Annotated in this window: 20 protein-coding genes; 19 read left to right on the top strand and 1 reads right to left on the bottom strand. The window is 43.7% G+C overall.

Going from position 1 to position 21,174, the window contains the following annotated elements; all coding sequences use genetic code 11:
• Positions 1 to 28: 28 nt before the first annotated feature.
• Positions 29 to 775 carry an AcaB family transcriptional regulator gene (locus tag HV318_RS23365; RefSeq protein WP_009653890.1) on the bottom strand — a complete coding sequence of 249 codons (747 nt, stop codon included), beginning with the start codon at positions 773 to 775 and terminating at the stop codon, positions 29 to 31.
• A 437-nt stretch (positions 776 to 1,212) separates the two neighbouring features.
• On the opposite strand from HV318_RS23365, the gene HV318_RS23370 reads away from it, so the two are divergent.
• From HV318_RS23370 to HV318_RS23460, 19 genes are all read left to right on the top strand, one after another.
• Positions 1,213 to 1,824 (top strand): hypothetical protein, encoded by a 612-nt coding sequence (locus tag HV318_RS23370; protein WP_009653893.1) that lies wholly within the window; start codon positions 1,213 to 1,215, stop codon positions 1,822 to 1,824.
• A gap of 62 nt (positions 1,825 to 1,886) precedes the next feature.
• Positions 1,887 to 2,387 carry a hypothetical protein gene (locus HV318_RS23375; protein ID WP_016241582.1) on the top strand — a complete coding sequence of 167 codons (501 nt, stop codon included), beginning with the start codon at positions 1,887 to 1,889 and terminating at the stop codon, positions 2,385 to 2,387.
• Positions 2,388 to 2,753: 366 nt separating this feature from the next.
• Complete coding sequence (locus tag HV318_RS23380) at positions 2,754 to 3,518, top strand: single stranded DNA-binding domain-containing protein (RefSeq protein WP_016241581.1); 765 nt, start codon at positions 2,754 to 2,756, stop codon at positions 3,516 to 3,518.
• 75 nt (positions 3,519 to 3,593) lie between these two features.
• Positions 3,594 to 5,150 (top strand): recombinase RecT, encoded by a 1,557-nt coding sequence (locus HV318_RS23385; protein ID WP_007372238.1) that lies wholly within the window; start codon positions 3,594 to 3,596, stop codon positions 5,148 to 5,150.
• A 57-nt stretch (positions 5,151 to 5,207) separates the two neighbouring features.
• Positions 5,208 to 6,317 (top strand): lambda-exonuclease family protein, encoded by a 1,110-nt coding sequence (locus HV318_RS23390; protein WP_007372239.1) that lies wholly within the window; start codon positions 5,208 to 5,210, stop codon positions 6,315 to 6,317.
• Positions 6,318 to 6,688: 371 nt separating this feature from the next.
• Complete coding sequence (locus HV318_RS23395; protein WP_007372240.1) at positions 6,689 to 7,066, top strand: hypothetical protein; 378 nt, start codon at positions 6,689 to 6,691, stop codon at positions 7,064 to 7,066.
• A 59-nt stretch (positions 7,067 to 7,125) separates the two neighbouring features.
• Positions 7,126 to 8,205, top strand: a complete 1,080-nt coding sequence (locus tag HV318_RS23400; RefSeq protein WP_007372241.1) for an AAA family ATPase — start codon at positions 7,126 to 7,128, stop codon at positions 8,203 to 8,205.
• A gap of 59 nt (positions 8,206 to 8,264) precedes the next feature.
• Positions 8,265 to 9,620 (top strand): DUF3150 domain-containing protein, encoded by a 1,356-nt coding sequence (locus HV318_RS23405; protein WP_016241580.1) that lies wholly within the window; start codon positions 8,265 to 8,267, stop codon positions 9,618 to 9,620.
• A 64-nt stretch (positions 9,621 to 9,684) separates the two neighbouring features.
• On the top strand, positions 9,685 to 11,598 hold the full coding sequence (locus HV318_RS23410; RefSeq protein ID WP_007372243.1) for a VWA domain-containing protein: 1,914 nt from the start codon (positions 9,685 to 9,687) through the stop codon (positions 11,596 to 11,598).
• Between the two features lie 63 nt (positions 11,599 to 11,661).
• Complete coding sequence (locus HV318_RS23415; RefSeq protein WP_016241579.1) at positions 11,662 to 12,162, top strand: hypothetical protein; 501 nt, start codon at positions 11,662 to 11,664, stop codon at positions 12,160 to 12,162.
• Between the two features lie 55 nt (positions 12,163 to 12,217).
• Positions 12,218 to 12,526, top strand: coding sequence for a hypothetical protein (locus tag HV318_RS23420; protein ID WP_016241578.1), 309 nt, complete (start codon positions 12,218 to 12,220; stop codon positions 12,524 to 12,526).
• Positions 12,527 to 12,536: 10 nt separating this feature from the next.
• Entirely contained in the window at positions 12,537 to 12,764 is a 228-nt protein-coding gene (locus HV318_RS23425; protein ID WP_016241577.1) for a hypothetical protein, read from the top strand.
• A 282-nt stretch (positions 12,765 to 13,046) separates the two neighbouring features.
• Positions 13,047 to 13,307 carry a hypothetical protein gene (locus tag HV318_RS23430; RefSeq protein ID WP_016241576.1) on the top strand — a complete coding sequence of 87 codons (261 nt, stop codon included), beginning with the start codon at positions 13,047 to 13,049 and terminating at the stop codon, positions 13,305 to 13,307.
• Between the two features lie 24 nt (positions 13,308 to 13,331).
• On the top strand, positions 13,332 to 13,721 hold the full coding sequence (locus HV318_RS23435; protein WP_016241575.1) for a hypothetical protein: 390 nt from the start codon (positions 13,332 to 13,334) through the stop codon (positions 13,719 to 13,721).
• Positions 13,722 to 13,742: 21 nt separating this feature from the next.
• Complete coding sequence (locus HV318_RS23440; RefSeq protein WP_007372245.1) at positions 13,743 to 14,264, top strand: hypothetical protein; 522 nt, start codon at positions 13,743 to 13,745, stop codon at positions 14,262 to 14,264.
• 216 nt (positions 14,265 to 14,480) lie between these two features.
• Positions 14,481 to 14,819: a hypothetical protein gene (locus HV318_RS23445; RefSeq protein WP_024196083.1), complete on the top strand. Its 339-nt coding sequence runs from the start codon at positions 14,481 to 14,483 to the stop codon at positions 14,817 to 14,819.
• Positions 14,797 to 15,897, top strand: a complete 1,101-nt coding sequence (gene traF, locus HV318_RS23450; RefSeq protein ID WP_007372246.1) for a conjugal transfer protein TraF — start codon at positions 14,797 to 14,799, stop codon at positions 15,895 to 15,897. Before HV318_RS23445 ends, traF begins: the two co-directional genes overlap by 23 nt.
• A complete protein-coding gene (locus HV318_RS23455) occupies positions 15,894 to 17,336 on the top strand; it encodes a conjugal transfer protein TraH (RefSeq protein WP_009653894.1) in 1,443 nt (480 codons plus the stop codon). Before traF ends, HV318_RS23455 begins: the two co-directional genes overlap by 4 nt.
• A gap of 14 nt (positions 17,337 to 17,350) precedes the next feature.
• Positions 17,351 to 20,869, top strand: a complete 3,519-nt coding sequence (locus HV318_RS23460) for a conjugal transfer protein TraG N-terminal domain-containing protein (RefSeq protein ID WP_007372249.1) — start codon at positions 17,351 to 17,353, stop codon at positions 20,867 to 20,869.
• Positions 20,870 to 21,174 lie beyond the last annotated feature (305 nt).

Below are 21,174 nucleotides of genomic sequence, written 5' to 3' on the forward strand. Positions count from 1 at the left end.
GGGTTTTTAATTTCTGTTTTTCGTTGAATTAAGCCTGCCGTTTAATGGCCTCATTCTGATCATCATTCGCTTCATTACTGGCATCCTGCAACACCTTTGTTTCCTGGTCTACCTGGGTAGGTTCTGTCTCAGTGCTTCCAGCCAATTCTTTTTCAGCGGCCCGGCCATTGGCCTGATTAAGCTCATCAGCAGATGCCTGCGCGTGACGTTTGAGTGATGCTGCCAGATCACGAATGAGATTATGAAGACGAGACTTAAACTCCTCGACCTCATCCTGATTAAAACAGTTATTTAACCAGAGGGTATCGATGATCTGGTGCAATTTATCAAAGTTCTGAATAATGCGGATAACCCGCAGCGCTTGCGGCGTTCTGATGCGAACCTCATGTTCTTTTGGATGGGTATACCCGACTTCATTGAGGCTGCTGCGTTCTTCTTCTTCTTTTACCGCACGGTTCAGAATAGCAATGTTATTTTCCAGTTCTTTCTCAGGCATGTCGATTACTTCGTTAACCGCCTTCAGTGTACGTTCAATCGCACCACTGTATTTAGTGCCAAGCCGTTCAAGGGCTCGGCTGTTATTGGTCAGATTGAAGAGAGCCTGGGAGATAATGTTAAAATTACGGGACTGTACCCGAATACCTTCCTGGGTGTGAAGAGTAAATTTCACGACAGCTTCAGGATTGGAATATTCGACACGAGAGTTAGGGGTTCGGTTATCCTGAGCCCCACTCTTTTTAGCTTGTTTTACGGTTTGTACCGGTGCTTTAGCCATAACAGAACCTCGGAGTTAATTTGTATGCCAATTGATTAGGCCAAAACTCAGGATAGTTGTCATTGAAAAATGGCTGCAATATGACCATGAAAAACCGACTTGAAAAATTAAACCAATATGCTTAAATGAATAAGAACCGAGCTGACGGACATCAGCACAACTTCCTAGTTAATTTCGCGCTCAACCAGCGCCCACCGGATGACCTCCTCCCGGGTTAACTACGCCTTCTACAGGCCCGAGCATCTCTGATGTGTTTAGGTTAAACCTGACATGTCTCTTTGCTTACCCAAACGGGTATTTTGGTTCTCAATCCCAAACAAAAAAAATTGTTAATCCTTTTAACTCCAGCGAATCAACAGATGTGCAGTTTTGTGTACATCCGTTTAGTTTACCTTTTAGGTAGCTAAATTTTCGCATTCTAAATTTATAGGTGATCTATGTCTGACCCAATCTCATTAATGGCAGGTATCGTATTTTTTGGTGCTGTGTATTACCGTGCCGAATATATCAGATTCCTTGGCCCAATCTGGCTGGCAATTTTTATAACGGAACGCGGTTTACTGTTCACTGGTCTCGGTTTTGTTACCGCGACTGTATGTGTAGTTGTTGCTTTACTCGTTATTTATAATTCATTCTTTACCAAGTCTGGGAAAAAATCTAATGAAGCAACTAATGGAAACATGGTTGAAGGTGTTTCTCGGGCTGGGTCAAATAATGACAAAGCCAAATATGCAAACCATCGTTTTGAAGGAAAGCTTGTTTACCACGGTCTCGAAAACTGGAAACACGATCCTAATAACGATAAATCGTATTTAGTCACAATACGTAGTGGTGGGAAAGACCATGAAATTTGGGCTGTTGGGCTCAAAAATGCTGTTGAGACTTGTGGAGCACAAGTTGGTGATATTGTTTCAGTCTGGAAAGAGTCTGAAGTAAGAACCGACAAAGCACAAGTGTTTGACGAAAGCGGTAAGGTTACAGGGTATCGTACTCTCCTTAACGAAAAACGTCGCGGCATTTGGGTTATGCAAGTACTCGCCGAAAGCTAAAATATTCTTAATTCAGGCTATAAGCCTTAACTTTTTAATCTTTTAAATATATGAGGTATATTATGACAATTGTCTATGGTAGTAGCATTGAGCCGGGTGGTATGGAACTGGATGATTACACAATGATTGCAGAGTGTGAAAATTGTGGGAAAGACTGCCGACATCGGATTTATGAAGACTGTGTTGCAGGGGCAATAAACCAGAGATTCTCTTATACGTGTAATCACTGCGGTTATCATTCCTGTAACGCTGAAGTATGTGACGTATGCGATAGCATCGAATGCGAAGAACATGCTGGTCGTTATCAGTCTAATATTTTCTTCGAAATGCATGAGCTCATTGAGCTCATGAAAATAGAGGGAGATATACTGGCAATCAGAGCAAAAATCAATGTAGGCGCTCACGACTTTGGAGATCTTTCAAAGTTAGATGATTGCCTGCATAGGCTCACCTTTCCAGGTTACTATGAACGGCGAAATACTGATCTCTATAAAGAGATATCAGATGCTTCAACCGACATGGCAATCCAAACATGGAAGCGTCTGGAACGCTTGTTATGCTAAACCTCCCTATAAAAACCCAGCGAAAGCTGGGTTTTTTTCTTTTCTGGATTGACCAACCAAACGTCGTATCATAATCTTATATCGCGGGCATCCCGCTTAACTTCTTTTAACACTCTTTATTTCGGCAACGCGCCATCCCTGAATGAATAAGTTCATTCGCACGGCTTCCCTACGCCCATAGAATTCGACACACGGTGCATCATGCATCGTGTTTTCTGCGCCGTCGAAAAAGGTGTTTTTCCTCTTGTTGAGGATACAGTGAGTCCAGCACTCTAACTGGATGCTTCACAAATCTTTCTAATTTTTGTGCCTATAGCACTAAATCATTTTAACTTTTTTAATTTAAAAATTTATGAGGTATAAACTATGCAATCCAGAGCAAAGGGTATTGTTGCGATAGAACCTAAATATGTGCCTGCATCTAACAATGCAGATTCATATATTTATTTCCGTTTGCGCTGTGACATGTCCATTAGCGGCAAGTCTCAGACCGAGTTCTATTCGATAAAAGCATTTGGTAAAGTCGCGGATTTTCTACGCGATAATATTCAAATGAATACCGAACTGTATATCGAAGCATTAGCTCGATCATTCCGTTATACAAAACATGGTATTGACCAAATGAGGACTGAGTTTCATGTTTTCATGGCTCGAATCATTCAGACTGGTCAATCAATAGATACCCGTGCAAATGAAACTGTAAAGCCACCATCTACATCAACCGTCACTTCGCTATCCCCTCAAGTAGCGCAAAAACTTAAGGACGATATGAAGTGGCAGAAAATGTCTGATGAAGAGGTAAGAACTGCTTCTGAAAAATGGAGAACAGTATATGCCGAGCAAAAGCAGCTGCACCCTGGAAAAGAGTCTGTATCACCAGACAACAATAAAAATTCAGTAGAGAAGATACCAGAAGCTTCGCCGAAGCTGGATGCTAAGAATAGAGCCGTGCAGACATCACGTCCGCAAGCCGCAACCTCTAAGCACCCTGTCAACATGCAAGCCTGGACAAATCTGCCAGCCGATAATTCGACAGCAGCCGTTATTGTAGCTCGTATGAAACTTAATGAAAAATTAAGCTCCTCCGGGCAAGTAACTTTAACTAACGCATATTCATCAGTTCGCGGTTGATATGACTGGTTGCTGATTCCTCAGCAACCTTCTTCTTTTTTAATCTTATAATTTATTTAATTTAATGAGGTATATATGTACTCAAATAAATCACGTAGTTCTGGTTCATTCTCAAACAACAATAAAGGGAACACCGATATTGTCGTTAAGATAGACAGCATTGCTCGACATATGTTGTCGCTCGAAAAGATGTTTGCATCCGCAGGTTCCAGTTCACCTCACATCTCATTCGAACGTGAATGCGTTTTTGCAAAACATATTGTCAACAATAATAACTACTTGGCTGACATAGCAGTTAATAATCCAAAGTCCTTCGAAACAGCATTCCTTCAGCTTGCAAGTAGCGGCCTTACTCTTGACCCGGCGCAGAAGCAGGCTTACCTGGTTCCACGCGATGGTCGTGTCATTCTTGACGTGTCCTATATTGGGCTCAGCAGGATGGCCACCGATGAAGGTTTATGCGAAGACATTGTGGCTGAATTAGTTTTTGAAAAGGACTCATTTAAAACCAATGGTCGTCGTTCCAGCCCAGACCACGAATTTGACCCCTTTGCTTATAAAGGGGGACTCGTTCTCACAAACACCGATCAGGGTGCTTTAGGAGATCGAGGCATGTTCAGGGGGGCTTATGTCGACTATTTAATGAAGGATGGACGTCATCTGGTATTTTTCATTGACCTTCAGGATTTAGCTCAATCTCGGGCGAAATCCGAATCTTGGGCAAAAGTGGAGAAACGGCAGTATTCACCGTGGACTCAGTTCCCTTGGAAGATGGTGCTCAAGTCAGCTATTAAGCAGACCATACACTTAATTCCTGGTAACCGTACTCGCCTGAGTTCAATGATTGAATATCTGAACACTGCTGGTGGTGAAGGTTTCCGTACAGCAACAATACCCGTCGCAGCTGCTGAAGCTGAAATGGAGGTTAGACAAGAAGCCAGGACGGCTGGTAATACGGATACTACAATCCGAACTGCAAAGTCTGATGATAAAGTTATTGAAGGTGAGTTTAATAAGCTCCCTGAAGAACCTGATTCAACCGAGCAGCAGGACATCAAGAGCAATACACCAACCGATGTTTACGATACGGCTGAGGGAAATACACCTCCAGCTGACGTAAATGGTTCGGCTGATGATATTCTCCCTCCACCCGGAGAAACCAATGGGCAGTCCAATGAAGAAATGTCTGAGCATCCCGGGGTCAGAAAATGGGCTGAACGCAGAATTAAAAAGTTAGTAAGCCGGGCAGAAAAGACGCTTGGATACGAAACTATTTTAAACGATGCAAAAAGCAGTTTCGATCTGAATGAAAGTGAGCTGGCATTCGCTCGCTTATCTTTAGAAAAATCCCGTCGGTCACTTCTCAAAAATCATTTAACTAACGCAGTAGGTAGCTTCGATTTTACTCAAGTACTTAACTTCATCGAAAAAATGGGTAAGGGTGAGTTTAAAACCGACGCGGCCAAATGGGTCGGTGAAGTCCAAGCCGAATCAATGGAAATACACAAGTTATATCTTGAGGCTGTTAATACATCTGATTTTGTGAGGCTCAATGCCGCTCTCAACAATGTGACATTTCCCCCTCTAAAAGAAATGGTAGAAGGTCTTATTGAAGATCTTCTGGCCGCTTAACTTATCCGGCAGGAAACTGCCGGTTTAACTTTCTAAATTTATCTTAAGGTGATCATTATGTCTGACATTTATGAAGTCGTTGATGTTGTGCAGGGCTCAAAGGAATGGCTCGAATGGCGTAAAACTGGTGTGACAGCAACATGCTCCCCTATTCTGTTAGAGGAGGCTGGTGCAACTAAAACGCCCTACGAACTCTATTTGCAATACGCTGGCCTGATTAAGGCAGAAGACCTTTCTGTCATTAAACAGGTTGATGCTGGTAAAAAGCTTGAAGCACTTGCCAGAAGTTACTGCGAAAAAGAGATTGGACAAATCGCCCTGCCTTTCTGTGTAAGGAACAAAAAGTATCCTTACATGATTGCTTCGCTGGATGGGCAGTTCGACGATGGTTCAATCCTTGAGATAAAGAATCTTTGCGAGAGCAAACATCTTTCTATTCTTCAGCTTGAAACCAAATCGCCAGAATTCCGTTATTACTACTGGCAAGTTCAGCACCAGCTGCTGACAACAGGCGCACCCCAGGCGTATCTTGTGTTTTGGTCGGCCACTGACCAGACCAAGGTCTTTAAAATTATGCCTTCGAAGAAAGCGTTTTATCGAGTCCAGGTTGCCTGCGAATACTTCTGGAATAAGGTTCAGACAAAAACAGCTCTACCGTTTGATAAGGAAAAAGATATTTTGCTTATCTCTGACCCTGAAATCATGTCTCAGACACAAGGCTTTAAGCTTCCAGACGACCTCGAAGCTCGTGTGGTAGACATAGCCAGACAAGTTGGAACATTGCAGCAGATGGAGAAAGAGTTGGCTTTAAAGAAAAAGCAGTTCGAAGAATACCAGAACGCGGTCAATTTATTGATCCAGGGTCTAGGTGCTTCTATTGGCTTTTCCTATAACGAGCTGGTTAGAATCGATGGCTTTGGCTTTCGTTTTCTTCAGTCTCGCGTACCGGAAAAACCGAGCTACAAACGAATCTGCGATAAATTATCTATTGACCCCAAACATCATCCAGAATGTTACGGTCAGTCATCGGTACGAAATTCGTTAAGTACCTATGAATATAAATCAACTCTGACTGATACTGTCTACATTCCTTTGGATGACACTTCCGTACTGGTATCTCCTGGTGCAGAAGAGACAGACTCAGCCCAACAATACGTTGTTTTTTAATTATTGAGCCCAGTTTAAAACTGGGCTTTTTTTTTGCTTGACCAATTACACATCCTTTATTATCTTTAAATAGCGGCTTAGTCCGCTTAACTTCAGGCAACTGCCTTTAAACACCTTCTAAATTCGGCGCTCAAGCCACTCCTGAATACCTCCTGGTATTCACAAGGATTTCTTTCGCCTAAACAAATTCGATAGCCTGCGGCTCTCATAAGCGGCAGGCTTTTTTGTCCGTCGAAAAAGGTGTTTTGTTGTCACGTAGACAACAACAAGTGCCTCAGTCACTCCCAAACTGAAACTAGTACCTAACTTCAGCCTTCATGCAAGGCCTAATTCATCTAATTCACTAATCTTTTTAAATGAGGAGTCTGATCATGTTTCTTGTAAATATGACTGCATATCTTGCATCCCCAGAACAACGGGAAATGGGCGTTATTGATGTCGATCAGCAAGTATCACACGCATTACGTGAACTGTTGACCTTTAATACCTGTCCTTCAGAAGATGTTATGACCGATAAAGCTAAAGAATTTGCTGAAATCGCTACATCACTCTGTAATAAATATAAGGCTGATGGTGTACTTGTTTATGCCAAAACCTATTTTATGCCTGTTCTGGTCTCTGCATTGAGAGCCAGAGGCATCGTTTCTTATGTAACGTATGCACCAAAGGTTACCAGTGTTGATAACAGTGGCAGTGTTAGCCGCAATTATAAGCATGTCGATTTAGTACGTGCTGATATTGCTGCATAACATCATTCTTCTTAATTAATTTTTAATTTTTAAATCTATCTAATTTAATGAGGTATATCATGACTACTAATTTCGCAAACCTGTCTGTTGAAATCATGGCGCGCTCTACACCTGTCCACCCTTCTGTATTTGGTATTGTTGTTCCAGATCATCAGATGGATAAAGTTAAACCGTTCCAGGGATTTGACTCAGCCAATCCATTTAGTGCATTCGTGCCTAAACAGAATGACGACTATGTTTTTGAAGCGTATTTGCGTTCATCTGTACTGATGTGGATTAACTATCCACAAAATCAGTCTCTGTGGATCTCTGGCCCAACAGGTTGTGGCAAAACCAGTGTTGTCGAACAAGTAGCAGCAAGACTTAACTGGCCTGTCATGAAAACTACAGCTTCACAAGACCTGGATATTAACAATCTCATTGGCGGTCTCCGGCTTCAGTGTAATGAACTGACCGGTGATACCAAGACTGTTTTTGTTCATGGCCCACTGACGCTGGCGTACAAGTATGGACTGATTTTCCTACTCGATGAGTACGATCAATTAGACCCATCCTGTGCCAATGCCTTTAACGCCATCCTCGAAGGAGGGAATTTAGTTATTCCTGAAACCAACGAGGTAATTAAACAGCACCCGAACTTCAGATTTGTTGCAACGGCTAACTCAATTGGTCAGGGCGATTTTACTGGCGTTTATGGCGGTGTGAAAACATTAAATGTGGCCAACCTTGACCGCTATATGTTTATCACTGCTGACTATATGCCAAAAGAAACCGAGACTAAATTGATTACCAAATATATCCCCGACACCAAAGTCGCGGAGAAATTTGTTGACGTTGCGAATATGATTCGCGGTCTTTTTGTAGGCAAGAATATCACCGGTGAAATTGACACTAGTGTCAATACTAACAGTGCAAAACTCCCGGACGGTGTTCTTCCCGACACTCGTTTATCAGTAACGTGTTCAACTCGTTCGCTGGTGGCCTGGCTTGACCGCTACTCAATGATGAAAGCTGCAAAGATGCCACGTGCATTATTAACAGCTTTCGATTATCAGATTGGTAATCGTGCATCAGCAGATGATAAAAAATCTTTGCATCTCATCGTTGAAGCTGTATTCGGTTCTGAAGCACTTAAATAAAACCCCGCTTGGGGTTTTTTAATTCTTTTTAAATCAATTTTAAATTAATGAGGTATGTCATGACTATCAAATCCAATGCCACTCAGGTTCTGGAACAACTTATTCTCGTTTCTCTTTCTGATATCACCAGTATTAGTGGTCGTCGTAAGCTGAAAAGAGAAGATCTTGGTAACAGTGCTGATTTGCCACCTGATGTACTTGTTTCATTAGGTAGCAAGAAAATCATTGACCCACAACTCATCAATCCATTTACCCGCAAGAAGAATTCAGCTCACGCTTTATGTCTTGAAGCGGGTATTAAATTTATGGGAGGCTATGCAATTCCAGCCGACAAGGTTAATGATTTAATTGGTAAACTGAATGTACTTAAGGGCGAGTTTTACGATTACAAAAAGGAATTTATGAAAGCTGATTTTAATAGCTGGATTAATTCTTTTGAAGAAAAGTATCGCTCTATACTTTTGCGTGATGCTGCGATCGATTTGTCTTATATGGATAGCCAGATACAATTTGGCTTTACTGCGATTCATATCACACCTTATGGTAACAGTGTCATTCAGGATGGTTTAACTGGGCAAGTTAAAAGTTTAGCGGATGAAGTTTATGAGGATGTGGCTGATGTTGTTGAAGGTTTCCTTAAAAACAGGAACCCCGATGCGTTTTCTCAGCACACACTAAATCCTTTACGCCGCTGCGGCGATAAACTCGCTTCCCTAGCTTTCATCGCACCAAGCGTCCAGTCTCTTAGCGACTATGTTAATCAGGTAATGAAAGACATTCCGCTAACCGGCAAAGTGACGGGCAAACCTTATAACGACATTCTCTCTCTCCTCAATAACCTACGCGACCCAATTCATGCAAAACAGTTTGTAGAACTGCTGTCATCAGCCAGTACTACAGATGGTAACGATGCGATTGACCCATCACTTTCAATGAACCTTATTGGAGATGATGATGCCATGACTTTAGCGGCCATTTCGGCAACTCAGGTTCAGGTAGAAACGCTTCCTCCTCCGCATACAGATGCGTTTGCATCTGCTGTGGTAGTAGAAGATCCGATCGGATTGCAAAGCGTTGATTCACTCGCTGAAGCCCCATCTGTTCTGGTAGAAATCAATGGTTCAGCTGATACGTCTTTGGCAATCGAACCGGTTAATACGTCGGCTGATACTGACGTTAACGACTTGTCCGATACCCAGGAGCATGGAATTGTTAATGACGCTGTAATACCGGCGTTTAGTGCGGTTATAGTCGATGATGATTCATTTTTGGGCGGTGATTCGATTGTACCCCGCTCTCTGCCAGACTCAGCTCTTATTTCGGGTTTGGATTCTGAAAAAGTCATTGATGGAAAAGAGCCTGAAATTGTAATTTCGTCTTCACTCGATGATGACGAAACAATAATGGTGTTTTAAAAATAAAAGGCCCACTCCGGGCCTTTTTTCTAATTAATCTATTTAAATTTATTGTGAGGTATATATGGGTATTTATAATTCCCTTCCTATTGTCGCACGTGCATTAAGCTCTCAGATTGGTCTTAATGTTTCTGTTGGCGGCAATGAAGCATATGCTACGGAGACTGGTGCTGGTTTTCTTATTAACCTTCCATTCTTCAAGGACGCTGAAATGTTGGCAAATCCGTTATTAGGGTATGCCGTACATGAAGCAGCACATATCCGTTTCACTGATTTTGGTGATCTTAAGATATTCATTCAAGAGCATATGGAGTCGGATAAATACAACGTTGAGGTACTTAGACACCTGGTCAATCTTTGCGAAGATTTGCGCATTGAACGTGCGATGAGTTGTCGCTATCCAGGTACATTGAAGTATCTCAATTCACTGAATCATTTTTTGTTCAGTGAAGAAGCGGAATCCTGTGATAAAGCTTCATCGGTATTTCTGGATACCCTGCTTACTTGTGGTTTGAACCGCTTCAACGGTTTAACTATCCCAACAAAGCAAGTGCGTGAAGACTTTGAACGCATCTTCGGGCTGGAGCTGTACGACAAAGCTATGACGGTTATGGCTGAAGCAGTACAAGCAACCTCGATTAAAAAGGTGTTTGAAGTTGCATGTCGGTTATATGACCTCGCAGTAGATGCATTTAACGAAACTAATGAGCAAGAAGAACCTCCGCAGGATGATAATCAGGGCGCTGATTATGGTGACAGCAAAGGCGATGACAGTTCGTCAGAGCCGGGCCAGTCATCCGACAGTTCTGACAAAAATGGGGATGGCCAGACTGTAAGTTCAGGCGGTAATGGCGGCTCGCCGTCATCGTCAGCCGGTCAGAATGGGCCTTCTTCAGATCCTGATGGTAATACCGGTGGCGCACCAGATAAAGAACATGGGCAAAACGATAGCGATGATGAAAACGATAACTCATCGTCAACGTCAGCTAATCGTAATACTCCTGCTTCCGACTCTGGTGACAACAAAGCCGGAGCTTCCCAACCGGGCTCAAATGCTTCGGGTGAAGCTTCTGTCGTTAACATGTCCCAGGGCGGTAAAGACCCTTTCGAAGGAACCACATCGAATGACCTTGGCCGTACTGGACAGAACACTTCAGATAAGCTCAATCAGTTAATCAAAGACAAAGTACCCCCGCATCAACGTATCGTTTCACCTACTCCATATTCAGTAGCACCTGCGAAGCGGCACGATACCGGTAATGCATCCGTAAGTTTAGGGGTGCAGATGGCTACCGGGTTACGCCAATCACTTCATGGGTTGTTACAGGGTGTAAGAGCGGTGAGAAGAACACATCGTGAAACTGGTCGTAAGCTTGATTCTCGACTGGTTACCAGTGCCATGCTGGGCAATACGCGTCTTTTTAAACATAAGTCCAAGGCAGTAGATGTCAGTTCTGCTTTTACTATCCTGCTGGACTCTAGCGGGTCAATGAGCCGGTCGGTTAAAGAGGCTGAAGCCGCTGTTGTATCAATGTTGTATGCGCTCGATGGTATTCAGGGGGTAACTACCTCGGCATACCATTTCCCACACGCCGCACATAATAGCGTAGGTCTGTTAAAAGGACGGGAGCAAACTTTACGGACAGCTATAGGAACTCATCAGTTTGGTATTGGTACGCAAGGCTGTACTCCTCTTTGCGAATCGTTATGGCCTGCACTTGCAGACCTGACGTCAGCTAAAGCGGATCGCCATGTATTGGTTATAGCAACTGATGGCCAGCCTGATGATATGGCTTCTGCGCGAGCGATGATACAAAGCGCTAAAGATGATGACATCATCGTTATTGGCATCGGTTTCGGTGATGCCAGTGACCGCATGATGAAAAGTCTTTTTGGTGATACCGGTGTTTCTGTCGGTTCTGTTTCTGCCTTACGTAGCAAACTCTTTGAAGTAACCCGTAAAGCTCTCATGTCTTAATCTGTATTTTAATTTCCGTTTTAGCTTTCTAAATTAATTTAATTTATTTTAAAGGTGATCATTATGTCTGCAACCGCAAAATCTAAAGTGGTTCACGAAAATCAACTCTCATTCATGAGTATTTTCGATGCCACTGAAAGTGAATATGATCTGATATCAGCCGATTCAGAACATAATTATGAACTTCGTTTTTCATCAAAGATGGCTTACGAAATAATTCGGGATAGTATATATATCATGACTGCATACCGTAGTACTGGTGAGCAGCGTGTGGATGAAATCCTCTGGATTTGTTCGGAAGAAAATCAGGAAGACTTATGTTCATTTACGAGTTGCTGCAAAATAGCGGGTCTTGATCCATTCGAAACCCGGATGGAAATCCTGCACGAGTGGTCAAGTGAATTGGCAAAACAAGCAAGACTGATTGCGTGTCATCACTTTACTGCTCCCACTAATATGGAACATGTTGCATCCCAACGTATTGGATACGAAAAATACAGAAAAGCGTTTTATCACACTTATCCTAAAGAGGCTGCGAAGCCGCTTAAGAATAAACCTCTGTAATAATACAAACGCTGACTTCGGTCAGCGTTTTTTTCGTGCCACGCTGGAGACTAACATGAATATTTTAAAACATGACTTCGATAGTTCCTCTGAACTGCTACAAGCGGGTTTATTGCTTAATCAATTGGAGGATCTAATAGGGTTTATTTCCACGAATGAGTTCAGGAAAACCTCAATCAATCAGTTCATTGAGGTTGAGGCATCTGAACTTATGGTTTTTAACCTATGGCATCCGATGTGTCCCGATATCACTGAGGTTCATTTCTTCCGTGATATGGATTCAAATTGGTGGCCATACAAGATTTATGAACTCATGTCTGATATAACCACCCAAACCCAATTCATTCCTCGGGTAAATCAATAAAGGTGACATCATGATTCATTATTGGGTTAAAGTGAGACCCGGTGAAACAGATATCCTCGCACCTCTTCGTCATGGGGTTCTCGCCATAAAATATTTGGATGGAGCGCCATTGCTTTTCCAATGGCCTCCTGAAGAAGGATGGACGTTCGAAACCCTGGATAAAGTACAGCCTTGTGGTGTTGAGTTTGGGGCCGATGCATATATTAATGATGTATGGATTGGTACTACAGAATTTTAATCTTTAAAGACTGAATGTCTGGAGTCTCATTTAATGGATATCCCATGCATTTTGTTTATATCAAATAGTCGGCATTATGTAATTACTGAAGACTCTGTTATCGCTTCATGGCCATCACGTTCTGATAAAGAAAGTGAGATCATTCAGCTTAATGACGGTCGGATTATTACTGCAAACAATGTACGACGATTTAACTTCATCGACATTTCAAAGATCGAAAGCCTGACGGCGATTGATGATGGAATTGTCTTTTAACTATATAGATTAATAACTGGAGTCTGTATGAGTGGCTGCGCGTTGATAGAGTATAACAACCGCACCGCCAGAATACGCGGTGAAGTTGCACAAGGCGATAAGCATTATATTCAGTATGCTCTCGCTCACTGGGCTGTCATTGCAATCAGGATTCGCAATACAGACCATCATTTTACCCGATTGCCGGTTGATGAGTGGATTGAAGGAATTGCAAAACAAGTAAATCCTTCTGAGGCTCGTGAGCAGATATTTAATGCTCTATTGCGGTGTAAGCCGGGTATCTTCTAATTCATTTAATTTATCGAGGTATATATGTTTCATTCTGAAACCGAGGATATCTATGGTTTTGTGTCTGGCGATATGTCATTGCGACCTCATTCAATCGATAGAGATTTGCAGGACTTAAGGTTACTACTCGCCGATATGGATACCATTAATATTCTGAACGAACGAGGGATAGGAACTCAGAAAACCATCTTTCATGTAACACAAAATGAGTCGAAGGCATTAATGCTGGTTACTCGTTTAACTTACTGCCAAGGTGGTGGACGATTTACTCACCCTGAATGTGCTCTTCTTGTTGAACAGATAACTGATCTAGGACGTAAGTTGGGTAATAAACATTTCGATGCGGCGATGAATGAAGCAAAACGCTTTATAGCGAATGAGGCTGACTTCATGAAAGAACAAACTGTCTGGTAGAAAATTTCTAAGGAGTCACTCATGTATACTTCAACTACTGCTAAATCAGATCATATTGATAGCTTTAATAACGCACAAAACCGTATGTTGATGAATTACGAACGTGATGAGTTTGAACAAGCTCCCGCTGCCGTACTTTATGATGCTGTCGGTGCTGTCGTAAACGATGAATCTGATATTGATATAATTTTTCGCCTTATGGATATGGAAGGAGAAATGTTGTTTCTCCGCGCAATGAAAAACCTCGGTTGCCAAGAGAATGTTTTTTATTACGCATCTGAATCTGGTGCGGTGCTGACTGCTAACGATGCAACGTTGCTTGAATTTGCTTATAACCTGGGCAAACATATCAGCAATGAGTTCTTTACGCGTTTCTTGCGTAATTCTCAGTTAGCCCGTGAACTCATCGGTAACATCATTCGTATAGGCAACGATGCCCTTAAATTTCCAGATGACGGCCTGAATACAGTATTTGAATGCTGTGTGATGGAGAATTCATCCTGGAAGAACCAAGGCCATTTTAAAGATAACTTTGGTCTTTAAAGCATCTAATTCTTTTAATTAGCTAACACAGAAAAACCCAGTCTTCGGACTGGGTTTTTTTGTATTTGCTGATTTCAAATCATGTAAACAAAACGGATGCACATGAAAATTACTTTTGATTTTTACAGTCAAAACGTTGCCATTTTTGAACTTGTTATTTTAACCCATATGGCAAACTAATCGTAATGCCGTCCGTATTTCTGATAAGGGAGTTTTATGAAGACACTTAAATGTTCTCATAACAGGGCAATGCTTATGCCAGCACACAAAATCCCTGCGGTATTAGTTAACGACGACCCTAAGAACATAGTTACTGATGAGCTGTTGCGTAAATATGGAACACGCATGACTCTCGATGAGGCTTGCTCCGAAATTGGTGTTAAGTCGGATAGTGTAGCCAAACGTATAGGACAGGTCAGATATAGGCATTATGCATTAACTCGCCAACTTGAAAGTGCAAGGGTCTTTAGTGGAAAAAATAGCTTTTTCTGGACGGAGTCTATCGCAAGAATAATTTCCGAGGGTAATTCCGATGAAATATCAATTTTTAACTAAAATCATTATTCCCCTGCTAGTGGGATTTGCTTTTTCTACCTCAGTTCTTGCGGATGAGGGTAACACCCCAACGTCTCAATCCCCTCAGACCACCAGTGACGACCTCGCTGGTGGTCAGGCATTTCTGAATGGAAAAGAGGAAGGTTGGTTCTGGCGTAAATCGCCACCTGAGCCAGTGAAGAAAAAGCCAGTGAAGTTACCTCCTCCGCCGACTTTACCGCCTCAAGAAACGCCTAAACAGGTTGCTCAAACACCTATGGAGTCGACTCCAGAACCTGCCGCAACTGAAAAGCCCGGCCCGGCTCCGTTCACCGTAGCCTGGTTTAATGAAAACATTCAGAAACTACGCAACCAGGCCATCGACAATCCTACCCAAGAAAACGTTAGGGCATATTTTCTGGCCCAACGCATTATGCTGGATAAAGCCAGCCGCTTTACTGATATGGCTAGGTTGGTTACTTCTACCGACCCCCTCATAGATGAGAATAGCCGCCGCTCAACCTCAACATTTGGGGCAATGGATCAATCGAATGAAGCTGAAAACAATTCGAGAACGGTCATAAAAGACGTAGCGACAAAAGCAGGATTGTTTTTCTTCTTCCGTGGGGAAAACTGCTCCATATGCGTAAAGCAAGCTTCTGTTATGAATACGTTTAGTTTCATGACAGACATGAAGGTCATCCCAATTTCACTTGATGGTAAACCTCTTCCAGGGAATATTTACCCGGACTGGAGGCCTGATTCTGGCCAGGCATCAAAGCTCCAAATATCAAACGCACCTGCGATAGCTCTGGCAATCCCGCCATCTACAACACGCATTGTCTCATTTGGGCCTATCAGTGCAGACCAGTTAATTTCAAGAACAGTCCTTATTGCCCACGATGCAGGGATCATTTCTGACCAGCAATATAAGAGCACCTTGCCATATAACGATACCGGCTATATCGACTCAAACATTCTGAATGACATGCCTAAAGACCTAACTCAACAACCTGATGAGTTTATCAAATATATACAAGCTAAAGCTGGCTACGGTTCGACACCTAACCCAAATGCTAATAACCCGGGGGAAAAATGAAGATTTCGCGCAACTATAATATAAAGAATGTATTCCGTAGAAACATTCTTGCAATTTCTATCTGCCTCTCCGGGTTGACAGCTTTTCAATGCGAGGCCACCAGCATTAGTACTCAGCTAGACAGTATGTTCGGCTCTATGTCGAATGTTACAGCTCCCGGTGATTATCAGAGCGTTACACGTGATGGATATACCGGTGGCGGATTTGTTCTACGTAATAAGCTCCGTACATTGACACCTATTAGTATTAGTCTCCCTTCTGCGTCGGGAGGATGTGGAGGGATAGACCTTTTCGGCGGGTCATTCTCGTTCATCAACGCTGATCAGTTCGTCCAGATGCTACGTAATATTGCTTCTAATGCTGCCGGTCTAGCTTTCCAGTTGGCCCTGAACGCTATGGATGCCGTTCTGGATAATGCTATTTCGAAAATGCAGGCAATCATCCAGCAGATGAACGATCTGACCGCAAATTCGTGTCAGTTAGCGAAGGGGTTGTTAGTCGACACTGCCTCTGCATTTGGTGACAGTGCAAAGGCTGCTGTATCTTCTCAGCTGTCCTCTGATGGCCTCTCAGACCAATTTAAAGCCATGTGGGGCAATATGGGTGGTGGTAAAGCACCCGACGTACAAAAACAAGAGGCAGGGAAAAGAAAGGCATGTGACGATTACGGTAACATTGTGTGGTGTTTGCTCCAGAATGGTAGCTTTAGTAATCAATTCATCGGCTCCGAAGATGAGCAAAAAGAACTTATTATGTCTATGACCGGCACCATCATCGTCGGTAGCCAGTTGGGTACAGATAAAGATGGGTCAGCTAAAAAGAGTGTGGTTAGGATTGCTCCACTCGCAACTTCAAATGTCCTGGATTCTTTTATAAATGGTGATGATAGTTTCGATTTCTGGTCTTGTTCAGGTCAGACTAGTACTTGTGAGAATCCCAAAAAACAGACCAAAATAATTAAAGGTCTCGCTGCCAATATCACACTCTTCTTTATCGATAACGGATATTTGAGCTCGGCCAGAACTGGTTCAAACCCTGGGGATGCTAAATTACGGCAAGCAAACTACTACAACGTAGCTGGTGCTACCAGTAAAGCGACTCAAATTGCACGTCATGATTTAGCCGCATCTTATTCCTATATACGTGAACTATCTCCTGTCATAGCCTATTCAGCTGCTTATAACTACCTCAGCGAAATGCTTACGGCTGCTGCGACCGGCGCACGGCTCCAGCAGGAAAATGATAAATCGGCGTCAGTTTATTATAAGGATGCTGGAGAGCTAATCGAAAAGGCAAGGCAAAATCTGTATGTCTCCTATAACGCCATGATATCCCGTTATGGTGGCGAGGCCCGTATACCTGAATCATTCAGCAACTATATGACAACGCTTCCGCAGGTTCATTATGAATCTGAAGGTTCTCTTGATGGCTCGCTCTAACAAGGTAACTTAATATGAGTGAATGGAACGTATATACTGTTGGCAACATTGAATTTATTTATAATATATTCAATTCCGTTGCCATGTTATTGAATGATGGCACTTACGGATCCTTGTTTAGGATTTCAGCACTCATTGGTGTAATTTGTGTCGTGCTTGCTGCTGCTATATCAGCCGGGAAATCATTATCCCTTTCTCATATGTGTGTGGCCGTCGTGATGTATTACCTGTTTTTCAGTGTATCGATGCGCACCAACATTGAAGATGTTACAACGGGTAAGTTTCGTGCTGTTGATAATGTACCAGCGGGATTAGCCGTTGCCGCATCTGTACTGTCTACTGTTGGGTATGCAACTACCGAGAAGATGGAGCAGGCATTTTCTGTCCCAAGCATGACTGAGTATGGGTCTCTGGATCCCCTTTTCACTCTGGCCACTTTATACGACACATTGAAAACGCCAATGCGCTGGACGGGTCAAACTGGTGCTTACGGTGATCTGGACGCAAGCGTTTCAAACTATGTGAAGAACTGCGTAGGCAACGATATTATTCGTGGGTCTAAAACCTTTGCTTCAATGTATCGCTCTAATCAAGGTGTATCAGGGCTAGCCTCGAACGATTCCTTCCAGCGGGTTGTTATTTACGACAATGTACGTAGCGGCTGGTCTACCAGTACTGAAGAATCTTCAAATGGGGGCTCACTTTATACCTGTTCTGACGCGTACACGAAACTTAAAGGACTCGCTACCCAGAACGCTTCTAGCCTGGACTCAGCTTTTGCCAGCTCTTATACCGCATCCGGGCGCACTTGCGGTGGTGCGCCATGCTCAGGTTCAGGAAAAGCCCAGGAAGTACTGAATTTCTTCAACATAAGTGGCACTGATATTCGTGATTTCCAATTGATGTTGGTCATGTACCCTCATTTCAGGGAACTGCCAATGTACGGACTCGAAAGCTCATTTCGTGGTACTGCTGCTGTAACTCGCGCCCAAACCATGACTCAACAGGCATTCCAATGGTCTTCTTCTGGTTCATCATTCTTGAGCTGGATGGGTTCATTTATGCCGATTTTCCAGGGAATAATATACGCACTCGCACCATTTATGGCCTTCCTTTTCGGTCTGGGTATTATGGGTTTGCGACTGGTGATGAAGTACTTCCTCGTTATCATCTGGACATGGACTTGGCTTCCCCTCGCAGCGGTCGTCAACATGTATGTGTTAAACAGTATCCGTGATACGTCAAGCCAAATTCTTGTCAGTTCGGGTTCTGGCGGACTTAGCTTTGCTCAGCTTTATCAGCTCCTGTTTGAGACTCAAAAAAGTATAGGTCTTGCTGGTAATTTATACGCGATGATCCCGGCCCTGGGTGGATTCATTGTCTGGGGCAGTTCTGTTGCCTTTAACTCTCTTGCAAGCTCAGCAGCAGCACCTTCAGCTGCCGATACTAAAACTCTCGCACCTGATGTCACCAACGCTCCTGCGATAAACAGTCGTGGTTCCGATGTTGAATTTAACCCAACACAAGGAACTATCATGGGTGGGTCTTCTGGCACTCTCCCTGCCATTGACATGAAAAAGGTCGCTACTCACAACCTGTCCAGCGCTAAGCAAGAACTAGATTCAGCATCCAGTTCCTTGACTGCCCAATCTGGAGCAATGATTAGCCAGGTGGCCAGTAACATGAATTCTGGTGGACATTCGCAAGTTTATAGTGACGCTTCCAATGCAGCATTTGCCAGCCTGAGCAGCTCAGATCGTGCCCTTGTCAGTTCTGTGGCTAAAGAACAAGGTATTTCTGATATGCAGGCGCTTGTCTCTATCGCCAAAGGTGATGTGAGTGTCGGTGGCGGTGCGGGAAGTTCAAGTGCTGGTGTTGGTGTTAAAGGTGGAATGTCACGTTCAGAGGCAGAAAGCAGTGGCCTGAGTAATGACAACAGTGCTAAGTACGGTTCTACAGACAGCGCCTCGTCGCACAAAATAGACAGTGCGACCCAGTCACGCATCGTCAATACCGCAGCAAGTGCGATGTACCAGTCCTTATCGCAAGAAGGTGAGAGTTCTCAATCGACTCGTTCTTTTGCTGAGGCAAATCAAAGAATGCAGTCCGCACAAAAGAACTTCCAGGAAGCAAACTCCTTCGTTTCAAGTACCTCAATGGGCCAGACAATGAATGCTGCGCAACTTGCTACAGCCATTGGTCGTAATCATGATGCACAAGCAACATTGACTCAAACCCTCGCGGCGCACCCGGAACTGTCCAGCAAAATCGCCGGTGATGCAGCGAGCCTGACCTCTTTAGGTATGACTCACGAAGACGCGCATACCTTTGCTCAATTCAAAGCAGCCAGTGAACTTGGTGTTGCCGGTGCAGTAGCTGCCAAAGCCGGGTTCATTAACGCTGATTCCAGCCCAGTACTGACGACAACTGCATCTGAGCAATACCGTGGCGTGAGTGGTGGAGCTGAAAGCGCTGGTGGCCGCGCAGTTGCTGGTGCAGCGGACGTTGGCAACTCCGTTAATGCAGTAACAGGCCGATCTTACGGAGCGCTTGGTGAAGCACATGCGTCATCGTCTGATGGTTATGGGCAAGGCCAGGTTAATACTGTCGGGGGACAGAATAGCGGTGCAGTTGAGCAAATTCACAAGGGAAATGAGGGTGAAGTCATGACGAAAGCGGGTAACACCGCCGCAAATGATTTCGAAAACAACCACTATAATCTTGGCGGTATTACTGGCGATTTTAATAAACTCGTTTCTCATGTCAGTAATGCGTTCAAAGAAAGCCCGGTATATGAACAGGTACATGATCAGGCCAGAACCATCGCTGGGGAAATTCCGCTTGGTGGAGATGCAAACCGCGAAGCGGCGCGAGATTCTATTGTGAACTACTACGCCATGACTAAAGCTGGAGCGTCTGAGCAACAACTTTCCCAGGCCCGCAGTGACATGATGGCACGTATTCAACTCGCGACGGGTGGTGAAAATGACAATGGAACGGTTATGGGCGGAAATACTGCTCTTGCCCGTGGTATTGCAGCCCGTATTGATAATGCCGGTTTAGACCGTTCAGCCAATGATGGCTCCATTATTCAACAGGCTACTACTGCACTGAATACCGATCGCCAAACCCACGAATACAACACCGGTGGCATGGCCAACAACCTTGGAGGGATGCATCAGGCATCAAATGGAGGTTCTGCTGTGGGTGATGGCGTCCCTTACGCGATGGGAACCCACAACCAGGGATACGGCGAGGCTGAGACAATGACCGTTAATGCCCAAGGTGCTGAAGGTCATAATGGTTTAAACCAGAACTCAAACTATGGTGGGTCTGAGACAACAAACATTAATACCCAAGGCGCTGGTGGTCATAGTGATTCAAATAACGGAGGTACAATGTTCAGTGATCCGCCACCTGCACGTGCAACCCAGTCGCATCAGGAGTATGTACCTGTGCATCCACGTAATAAAGAGAACAATGGAGGTCATAGTGGTGGAAATGACGACATGATAATTTCATCGAGTAAGTGATTCGCAATAAAGCCCTGCAATCTTGCAGGGCTCTTATGTGGTCACGAACATGTATACGACAGGAAGGCTCAGTAAAGAATAGAGCAGAATATAAAACTCCCACATACGCTCACATTTGCTCTTGAACGTTCTGCCATTTTTTCCACGTCCCCTCTTACCATTTCCACCACCATAATCTGAATCGCTTGGCCCCGATAATGGGATAAGGCCAGTAATACCAAACATGTCCATAAGTACCTCCAGTCGGTAATATTCAAGACGCTGAAAACACCCTCGTTTTGCCGTCCTTCTTTATTGTCTGAAAC

Source organism: Enterobacter sp. RHBSTW-00901 (genome assembly GCF_014103115.1).
GTDB lineage: Bacteria > Pseudomonadota > Gammaproteobacteria > Enterobacterales > Enterobacteriaceae > Enterobacter > Enterobacter cloacae_P.

Bases quoted from the DNA above. Each gene is read 5' to 3' on its own strand.
- HV318_RS23445 (WP_024196083.1), top strand. From the start codon at position 14,481: ATGAAGACACTTAAATGTTCTCATAACAGGGCAATGCTTATGCCAGCA.
- HV318_RS23455 (WP_009653894.1), top strand. From the start codon at position 15,894: ATGAAGATTTCGCGCAACTATAATATAAAGAATGTATTCCGTAGAAAC.
- HV318_RS23420 (WP_016241578.1), top strand. From the start codon at position 12,218: ATGAATATTTTAAAACATGACTTCGATAGTTCCTCTGAACTGCTACAA.
- HV318_RS23410 (WP_007372243.1), top strand. From the start codon at position 9,685: ATGGGTATTTATAATTCCCTTCCTATTGTCGCACGTGCATTAAGCTCT.
- traF (WP_007372246.1), top strand. From the start codon at position 14,797: ATGAAATATCAATTTTTAACTAAAATCATTATTCCCCTGCTAGTGGGA.
- HV318_RS23460 (WP_007372249.1), top strand. From the start codon at position 17,351: ATGAGTGAATGGAACGTATATACTGTTGGCAACATTGAATTTATTTAT.
- HV318_RS23415 (WP_016241579.1), top strand. From the start codon at position 11,662: ATGTCTGCAACCGCAAAATCTAAAGTGGTTCACGAAAATCAACTCTCA.
- HV318_RS23435 (WP_016241575.1), top strand. From the start codon at position 13,332: ATGTTTCATTCTGAAACCGAGGATATCTATGGTTTTGTGTCTGGCGAT.
- HV318_RS23390 (WP_007372239.1), top strand. From the start codon at position 5,208: ATGTCTGACATTTATGAAGTCGTTGATGTTGTGCAGGGCTCAAAGGAA.
- HV318_RS23405 (WP_016241580.1), top strand. From the start codon at position 8,265: ATGACTATCAAATCCAATGCCACTCAGGTTCTGGAACAACTTATTCTC.
- HV318_RS23365 (WP_009653890.1), bottom strand. From the start codon at position 775: ATGGCTAAAGCACCGGTACAAACCGTAAAACAAGCTAAAAAGAGTGGG.
- HV318_RS23370 (WP_009653893.1), top strand. From the start codon at position 1,213: ATGTCTGACCCAATCTCATTAATGGCAGGTATCGTATTTTTTGGTGCT.
- HV318_RS23375 (WP_016241582.1), top strand. From the start codon at position 1,887: ATGACAATTGTCTATGGTAGTAGCATTGAGCCGGGTGGTATGGAACTG.
- HV318_RS23385 (WP_007372238.1), top strand. From the start codon at position 3,594: ATGTACTCAAATAAATCACGTAGTTCTGGTTCATTCTCAAACAACAAT.
- HV318_RS23380 (WP_016241581.1), top strand. From the start codon at position 2,754: ATGCAATCCAGAGCAAAGGGTATTGTTGCGATAGAACCTAAATATGTG.
- HV318_RS23440 (WP_007372245.1), top strand. From the start codon at position 13,743: ATGTATACTTCAACTACTGCTAAATCAGATCATATTGATAGCTTTAAT.
- HV318_RS23425 (WP_016241577.1), top strand. From the start codon at position 12,537: ATGATTCATTATTGGGTTAAAGTGAGACCCGGTGAAACAGATATCCTC.
- HV318_RS23395 (WP_007372240.1), top strand. From the start codon at position 6,689: ATGTTTCTTGTAAATATGACTGCATATCTTGCATCCCCAGAACAACGG.
- HV318_RS23400 (WP_007372241.1), top strand. From the start codon at position 7,126: ATGACTACTAATTTCGCAAACCTGTCTGTTGAAATCATGGCGCGCTCT.
- HV318_RS23430 (WP_016241576.1), top strand. From the start codon at position 13,047: ATGAGTGGCTGCGCGTTGATAGAGTATAACAACCGCACCGCCAGAATA.